The organism is Okeania sp. SIO3B5, assembly GCF_010692555.1.
GTDB lineage: Bacteria > Cyanobacteriota > Cyanobacteriia > Cyanobacteriales > Microcoleaceae > Okeania.
Genome location: NZ_JAAHHG010000450.1, coordinates 1 through 8,173 on the forward strand (window position 1 = coordinate 1; position 8,173 = coordinate 8,173).

General features: G+C 37.3%; 7 protein-coding genes. All 7 read right to left on the reverse strand.

Going from position 1 to position 8,173, the window contains the following annotated elements; genetic code table 11:
• Positions 1 to 273: 273 nt before the first annotated feature.
• Entirely contained in the window at positions 274 to 1,134 is an 861-nt protein-coding gene (locus F6K54_RS35095; RefSeq protein WP_293088322.1) for a phytanoyl-CoA dioxygenase family protein, read from the reverse strand.
• Between the two features lie 93 nt (positions 1,135 to 1,227).
• Positions 1,228 to 1,392 (reverse strand): hypothetical protein, encoded by a 165-nt coding sequence (locus F6K54_RS35100; protein WP_293088323.1) that lies wholly within the window; start codon positions 1,390 to 1,392, stop codon positions 1,228 to 1,230.
• A 192-nt stretch (positions 1,393 to 1,584) separates the two neighbouring features.
• Positions 1,585 to 2,286, reverse strand: coding sequence for a sulfotransferase family 2 domain-containing protein (locus F6K54_RS35105; protein WP_293088325.1), 702 nt, complete (start codon positions 2,284 to 2,286; stop codon positions 1,585 to 1,587).
• 2 nt (positions 2,287 to 2,288) lie between these two features.
• Positions 2,289 to 3,797 carry an MBOAT family protein gene (locus F6K54_RS35110; protein WP_293088327.1) on the reverse strand — a complete coding sequence of 503 codons (1,509 nt, stop codon included), beginning with the start codon at positions 3,795 to 3,797 and terminating at the stop codon, positions 2,289 to 2,291.
• 1,116 nt (positions 3,798 to 4,913) lie between these two features.
• Positions 4,914 to 6,080 (reverse strand): hypothetical protein, encoded by a 1,167-nt coding sequence (locus F6K54_RS35115; RefSeq protein ID WP_293088329.1) that lies wholly within the window; start codon positions 6,078 to 6,080, stop codon positions 4,914 to 4,916.
• 431 nt (positions 6,081 to 6,511) lie between these two features.
• Positions 6,512 to 7,141: a class I SAM-dependent methyltransferase gene (locus F6K54_RS35120; RefSeq protein ID WP_293088330.1), complete on the reverse strand. Its 630-nt coding sequence runs from the start codon at positions 7,139 to 7,141 to the stop codon at positions 6,512 to 6,514.
• 47 nt (positions 7,142 to 7,188) lie between these two features.
• The gene (locus tag F6K54_RS35125; protein ID WP_293088331.1) at positions 7,189 to 7,818 is read right to left on the reverse strand and encodes a sulfotransferase family 2 domain-containing protein; all 630 of its coding nucleotides are present in this window, start codon (positions 7,816 to 7,818) and stop codon (positions 7,189 to 7,191) included.
• Positions 7,819 to 8,173 lie beyond the last annotated feature (355 nt).

Here is an 8,173-nt window from a genome sequence, read left to right on the forward strand (position 1 = left end):
TTATATCATGTCCGGATAATTAGTGATAAAAAAACTTTCTCCTTCTTCTTCTTTCTTCCCTCCTGACTCCTGACTCCTGACTCCTGACTCCTTCATAGTTTATTTATAACTGTTCAACCGGACATGATATTAGGGGGGCTTGCATCATACCCAGAATCAGCAACACCAGAATGCTAAACCGGACAGGTACAAAGTAGACAATTTCTAGTTCACTGCAATAGTGGCAGGAGATTTTCGCGATCGCCTGTTCATGCAAGGAAGCCAGTTGAAGTCCTAATCTTGAGAAAGTAAGATAGGAAACCATTTGCTGATGTCATTGCCTGTACCATCAATATAATCGCCCTTTTCTCGATGAGGATAAATCTGAACACTGGGTGGAATATAACGGGCATTAATACCGATCCGTGGTTGACTGGAGCAATTAGCAGGAGAGCTGTGCATTACCCTCTCAGTAAAGATAATAATCTGACCGGCTTTTGCAGGTACAGGCTCTATTTCCCATTCTTGCTCATTAAAATCAAAGACTTTCGAGTAGGACTTATCTTTTTGCCAAGACATTTTCTCATTGGTGAGATAGGAAAATGCACCCTCGCTTACTGGTACTTGGATTGCTTTGAATGTATGTTTATGAGTGCCATTAGCAAAGTAAAGACAGCCATTTTCTAGGGTTGCGTCTTTAATTGCCAACCAAACAGTTAAATTTAGTATATTTTCGTTTTTGGGGAATACCAGTGTTTTGCTGGACTCCTCGACCTCTTCACTGATATCATGCCCATAGTAATCTATAGCTTGATGCCAACCTATTCCCCCTTGTCCTTGTAGCTTGTAAAAAATATTACTTCGCCACAATAGCAAGTTGGTTTCACCTAATTGTCTTAAACGTTCGACAATTCTGCTATCTTTAAGAGCTTCAAGCAAAGATTGGCAACAGAAATGGTGTTCTCTTGTTGTTTTATAACCTAAGAAATGATTATAAAATTCCATCAGTTGCTGATCATCTACTTCTATTTTTTTACTATTGTTTGCTAAATACTCTTGAATTGGTTCAATTTCTGCTAACGAAAAAGTGTCTAGAGGACCAACCCAACCTTTATTTTCAAAATGTTCGATTTGAGTTTGAGTGAGTGAATACATTTTTTTACGTTGTCAAGCTAATGGTATTGACATACTCCCGACCTTGCCCTTACGGGACAACGCAGGATTCTTCAGCCTGGGAAACCCTGACCGCTATTTTGACAGAGGTGATGTCCTCCCCCTGTGTTGATAACAATCCAACCCACCCCCATCCCCTCCCGGGAGGGGAGCTAGAGGGGTGGGTGAGTTATACTCTCTATCTAGTTCTTGACCACATCTAGGGCAAGAATGCCAGCGCTCTGACAAGCTCTTAAACACTTTGTTTAGACATTCCCAACAATGTTGAGATGTACCTTTTGGGTCTACGCGTGATAATTCTCTTACCCAGTTTCCAAGCTACATATTTCAAAACATATAGCAAACAGAACTATAGGAAAACCGAACACGCTAGCCCGGCTTTCCCATACGACGCCTCCCTGATCGAGAGCGCGGGACTTCCCGCCGGGGAAGTTAAAATTTGTAGTCAAATAATTCTATTTCTTTTCTATCTTTTTTCCTAATAAAATCAGCTTGTTCAGAAGTTAGAATTTCAGAATAATGCCTTTTATCTTTTCTAATTTTTCCTTTTGTTTTTGGCAGCCATTGATCAAACGGAATCTCTAATTTATTGCAAACATAGCATAGGTCTTCCATCAGGTTTTCGTATTTACCTACATAGTCCACAGCAACTTGATTATCTATGGTATAAACGTCCCAATTAGGATAAGGGTCGTCATATCTTAAAGTTTCATCTAAAGATTTAATCTTTCCTTGGTCTGCCATATTCCAATAGTACCAGGAAATAGCTCTATCCCAAGGATTTCTAACAAAGCAAAATTTGAAATATTTGTCCCAAATCTTTTTGCCTATGGCTTTTTTAACATCTTGAGCTGATATATGATTATAAAACTTAGTGGTTAGTTGCGGCTGTTTAAACTTAAATAGTAACTGGCGAAAATCTGGAAGTTGATATTCTTTTAACTCTAGAGGACGATTGTAAAGATAGTTTTTGGGAAACACACCTAGTTGGTTCCTGGTTACTTCGTCCTGGGGCAAAATAGGAGTAATAATATCGTTTTCACCACAGAATCTAGATAAGGAAATTTCCACGCTAGTCCCCGCTGTTTTACGAGTTTTCAAGAATATAAATTTGTATTTGTGGGAAATAATCATTACTAGAATTGGAAATAGATAAAGGGTTGATGAACAACTGCTACCAAGGGTAAAATAGCTGATACACAAAGTCCATAATAAGTGGCAAAACTCCAATTGGGAATAACACGCCACCAGTTAACCAACCAATTTTTATATGCTGCCCAATGTAGTACAACTAGAGGAATAAATATCCATGCTGTCTGAAGTCCTAAATTTTCAGTACCAGGAGAATTTAACAATACAAAAGATTTGACAATGGTTAAGCCACTATAAAAATCTTCACTGCGAAAAAAGATTCCAGAAGCACAAAACCAATAAAAGGTTAAAGGTACACCTATAATTCTTCTAATCGGTAGTAATCGTTTGTAGGGCGATAATAAATTTGACCATTCCTTGTGTACAGCTAAAGCTATGCCATTTAATCCTCCCCAGATTACAAAGTGCCAAGCTGCACCATGCCATAGTCCCGTTACTAGCATGGTAAAGATCAGATTACTGTAAGAGAATATACTGGTTCTATCTTTCTTTTCTCGTCTTCTCATCAAAGGAACGTAAAGGTAGTCTCGGAACCAACTAGACATGGTAATATGCCAGTTTTTCCAGAGTTCTGTGATGCTACTGGCAAAGTAGGGAAAGTTGAAGTTTAAAGGTAATTTATAACCTAGTAAACCAGCACAAGCGATCGCCATATCTGAGTAGCCGGAAAAGTCACAATAAACTTGGATAATAAAACAGACTACACCTACCCATGCAGTCGCTACTGTATAGACCTCTGGATGAGCAAAATACTGGTCTACTAGAGGGGAAAGATTATCTGAGACACAGGCTTTTTTAAAATATCCCACCAGAAATAGCATTAAACAACCCCTAACGTCCACTTGACTAAACGTTTTCGGGGTCAATAGCTGAGGTAAAAAGATGGCAGCACGCACAATTGGGCCAGCAACAAGTTGGGGAAAAAAGCTGACAAATAAAGCAAAATCCCAGAAATTTTTGGTAGGTTTAAGTTTACCTCGATAAATATCTAGAGAGTAGCTGAGGGTTTGAAAGGTATAAAAGCTAATTCCTACAGGTAGAATAACTTTGAGAAGGGGAAAACTTATGGGTAATCCCAGAAAATTGAGGAAGTTAGCGGCAGAATCAGTGAAAAAGTTATAGTACTTGAAAAATCCTAAGATACCTAGATTCCCAACCAAACTTAATATCAACCATCCTTGGCGTTGTCGGGAACTTTGGGGTTTGGAGATTAAGTTTTCCCAATCAAAACTGCTTTTTCTTCTATCACTTTCTTGGACTTCTTTATCTGCATTAGTCTCTTCTATTGTAGTTCTAGATAACATCAAGCCAACAATATAATCAATGACAGTAGAAACCAACATTAAAGATAAGAAACGCCAGTCCCAAGCGCCATAAAAAATATAACTACAAGCTAATAGCCAAAACTTACGATGGTTGTGTTTGCGTAATATCCAATATATCCCAAAAACGGTGAGAAAGAAAAAGAGAAAGCGGAACTCTGTAAAAATCATCTGAAATTTTCGGTAAGTGTGAAACCAGCCAGTTTTAACGGCTGGAGGGAAACGACTCGACGGGTTTTAACCCGTAGTCAAAAAAATGTGTTATAATTAGCTCCAAAGACACGAAGACCTCTGAATCATGGTGAAAGCCCGATAGCTAATGGACGCTTCAGTTAAATGGTGGTTAACCGAAAAGGTTGCCCGGTGTCAGTTAGCACTCTGTTTCCAGCCGTTAGTCAGCACGTTGTACCTCAGAGCGAGTGAATCAACCAACAACTAAAAAAAGTAGCCTCAATGGTCTAGACCGGAGAGAGTAGTGGCAATTGACACCGCCTAGTGAGCTGCTGCTGTATACGTACTACGGTACGGTACTGGCAATGTGGCCGTTTCGAGCAATGTGGAAATCGTGGCTTTAGCCCGATTTACAGCTCCTCTGAAGAATCCACGCGACTTTAGTCCGTGGAGTGTCAATGTCTCATGTTTACAAAAATATTAGGGGTTGGTAAATTAGTGTATGATATTAATCTTAATTATTTAGGAGTCAACCCACCCCTAACCCCTCCCAGGAGGGGAAGTCAGGAGTCAGGAGTCAACCCAGCCCTCGCCCCTCCCCCTCCCAGGAGGGGAAGAAAGAAGAAGAAATAGGAATAGAAGGAGAAAGTCTTTGGGTCGTGTAGACGGAACGGAGTTCTATAGGGTTTTTATCCGGACATGATATCATACCTCAAATTACCAACGTCAAAAATTAATTAGTCTAATACCAGTTTTATAAATATTTGCTACAAATAGGTAGGCTATTTCTTAGGAGTCAGGAGTCAGGAGTCAGGAGTCAGAATGAATGAATTTAATACAATTTTAAAGGCGTAAATTATCTTTATTTGTCAAAGGAACATCTCCTGTAAATTCTTTTTATCGCTCTTACTATTCATAACATTCTTTTTTCAAATTAGTCTAATAGACATCTCCAAAAATCAAAAATAAAATCAATTATCGTGCATAAATTATCAATTAATTCCCCTCCTGGGAGGGGTTAGGGGTGGGTTCCCTATTCCCTATTCCCTATTCCCTATTCCCTATTCCCTATTCCCTCTTTTCTGGAGATGTCGAATGAACTGGGAATTTTTCAAGCTAAAATAGCTCTTCTCTTAATTTTTGTGACTGACCATAAAAACCATCCTGTTGTGTTTCAAGATACTTAGCAAATTGTTCTGCAAGAGAATGAGTAAATTCTTTTGCACCTTGGTCATTTAGATGTAAAAAATCAAATCTACGGTTAACTTGGTATAAATTAGGGAAAGTTTCGGGATTGTTAAAAGCAAATAGAGTAGAACTATCTCCATGTTTATATAAATTGATTGTTGTTGATGCTTCAGATTTTAGAATTGGAGTTATAAACAGAAGTGGCTTGATTCCTTGATTTTTTAATTGGTTACACATATTTTCAAGAACTTTAAAACTATAGGTTTTAAAATCCTTTTTGGAAGTATTTACTTCTTTGATTTTGTCTACTTCTTCATAGTAATTATCAAGATTATCTAGTAAATATTGATGTCTCTTATTATATTTTCCTCCGGTTTGCCAATCCAAAGCATAATATCCAGATTGTTGTGCCAAAATTGATGCATCTGGTATTTCTTTTTTGCCAAATTCAGTTTGACCAAATTCAACTAGATTAAAGCCTAAGACTTTTTCTTGCCACCAGTTAGCAAATCTTCCAATCCAAAAATTTCGACAAAAGAAACTTTTAAAGTTAGCATAAGCAGCAAAAAACTTATATTTCAAGTCTTGTTCTGCTTCTAAGATTAGGCGAAAATTTAATAGAGTTTGTCGGGGGGTATGCCAATATATAGATCTAGCAGAATTAGCATTCTCTAGTCGATCAAAAGTCCGATCGTTGTATTCTATAAACAACCACTTTAAATTAGCTGGTTTTAAGGCAATTATCTTTCTTAAATAGAAATCAGTATCTGCTGCTATTGCTCCATTGATTCCAAAATTAAAAGATTTAATTTCCCAGTCTTGGTCTGCCATGAACTTATCGAATAAATTAGGTACTATGCTACGATAAGTAGTGCTAGGACCCAAGAAAATAGTATTATATTCATCTTTGTGTTCGGCGAAGTACTGTAGCTTCAGACTAACTACACCAAGATTATCCGGGATGTTAGGATAAGGGAAAACTACATTGCTAAGAAATAAAATTCCCGTTAATGTAATAGTAAAAATACTACTGTAAAGAAGTGCCATTAACGGTTTGTAATAATTCCAATTTTTCCAGGTGTTAATTTTTGTCATTTCTCTTGGCTAAATTTCATCAAATACACTTTATAAAAATGACTTTTGCTATTACAAATTTTCAGCAAAATAGTTACACCAATTATCAACATATTCCGGATATTCATAATCAAACTCGGCAAAATTACCTTCTTGATATAAGGTGGCACAAATGTAAGCATTTCCTCCGGAATGCTGCGCAAACAGCCGTCAGCTAGCCTCCTGTCGGAGGAACTGCGGACTTCAGCAAGCCTCCTCCGGAGGAACTGCGAACTTCAGCTATTGCTTTTAGTTTTAGATAAAAACTTTACTAATTGAGGCAGAATTTATACTTAACTATAAAAGCTGCCTAAAACAGTCTATATTCATTAAAACCCCTTCCTTTTGCCCTCGAACTGACAGCTAATAGCTGAATGCTTACGCACAAATTATAATAAAAATGACTTTTGCTATTACAAATTTTCATCAAAATAGCTAGGCCATTTATCAACATATTCTGGATATTCATAATCAAACTCGGCAAAATTACCTTCTTGATGTAAAGTGGCAGAAACCATGGAACCACCAGCTTTTGGATGAGCTTGAACATCCCATTGAGAAGAAGCTAATAAATAAGGAACAAGTATTTTACCTTTCCTCACCTCTGTTAATACTTCTTTTTCTTCAGGCAATGCAGCATTATCAACTAAGATACCAGTTCCCGGTTTAATATAGTCTTGAAGAGTGAGAAATTCTCTGAAAGTAAGCATAGCAGAAGCACCAGAATCTAGATGGGCAAAATGGATTTCCCCATGCTTTTTGACAATTTCTTCTAGGATCTCGATACTATCGCCAATGATAATTTCTACGTTATCTAATTTTCCTTTAGTTCTAGCAATTAACTCATCAATTTTTTCAGGATTGCGATCGCATGAGTATACCTTAGCGTTAAATTCTTTACCTACTTCCGCCATTCCCAAAGTCGATACTCCTGCTCCCGTTTCGACAAAAATAGGTTGACTAGGGAATGAGTGGCTATACTCTTTGGTAAGCTTTTTAATCATTTCTGAGCGGGTTAGCGTTAAATTAGTTGTAAGTACCATATTTCTACTTTATTTATTAGGACAATTAAAATCAATGCCAAAATTTTTTATGAGGAAATTAGAGGATTTAAGTAACCAAACGCCTCAATATCATCGGCAAACTTTTTTTCAATTAATTGACTTAAATCATCGTCGTAATAATCGAGATAATTTTTCCGAGTTCTTTGATTTTTGTGAGGTAAATTAATCTTAGGAATACCAATTTCCCCACAGACGTGAGCAAAATCTTTCTCAAGGTTTTCAAATCTAATGATAAAGTCAACTTCTGGCTTCATCTCTACAGTTTTAAGTCCTGTCTCATCTTTTGTTATTAACATACTGATGGCTGACGGAACAATTTCCATTAGTTTGATAAAATTATCCCTTGACCATTTTTCTCCTAAGCGATGGGGAGAAAAATAGAAAGACATCATTCTTTCCCAAGGATTTCTTACACAAGCAAATTTGTAAAGTCTTTGAAAAGTTTCTTCGCTGAGTAATTGTTGGTAATCCCTGAGACTAGAATGTTTTCTTAAAGAAGGAAACTGAGAATTTTTCACCTCAAAATCTTGGCTTTTTTCAGTATGAGGCAAATTTTCTTGGTAATCTTCAGAATAGGGTAACAAAGCAGATTGAATTGAATTTCCACCTGCTTTATGAACATGAATAAACAGAAAGTTTTTGGCTAATGAAAGCATAGGAAAAACTAATTAGGGTTTGCTTAAAAAGTCTTATGGGTGAGGGTAGGAGTCAGGAGAAACGGGGAATTTAGAGGAGGTAGGAGTAATATCAAATCCGGTTAATTGCACATAGAATCCGATTATATAATATCTGTTTATAATTTCTTAAATTACTTCAATATTAGACATCTCCTCCAAAAGAGTAGGGACGTTTCATGCAAGGTCCGTACAGGGAAATAATTGATAATTTCTGTACGATAATTGATTTTTTATTATTGAAGATGTCTATTTAATCTCCCCTACTCCCCCACTCCCCCACTCCCCCACTCCCCCACTCCCCCACTCCCCCACTCCTCCACTCCTCCACTCCCCC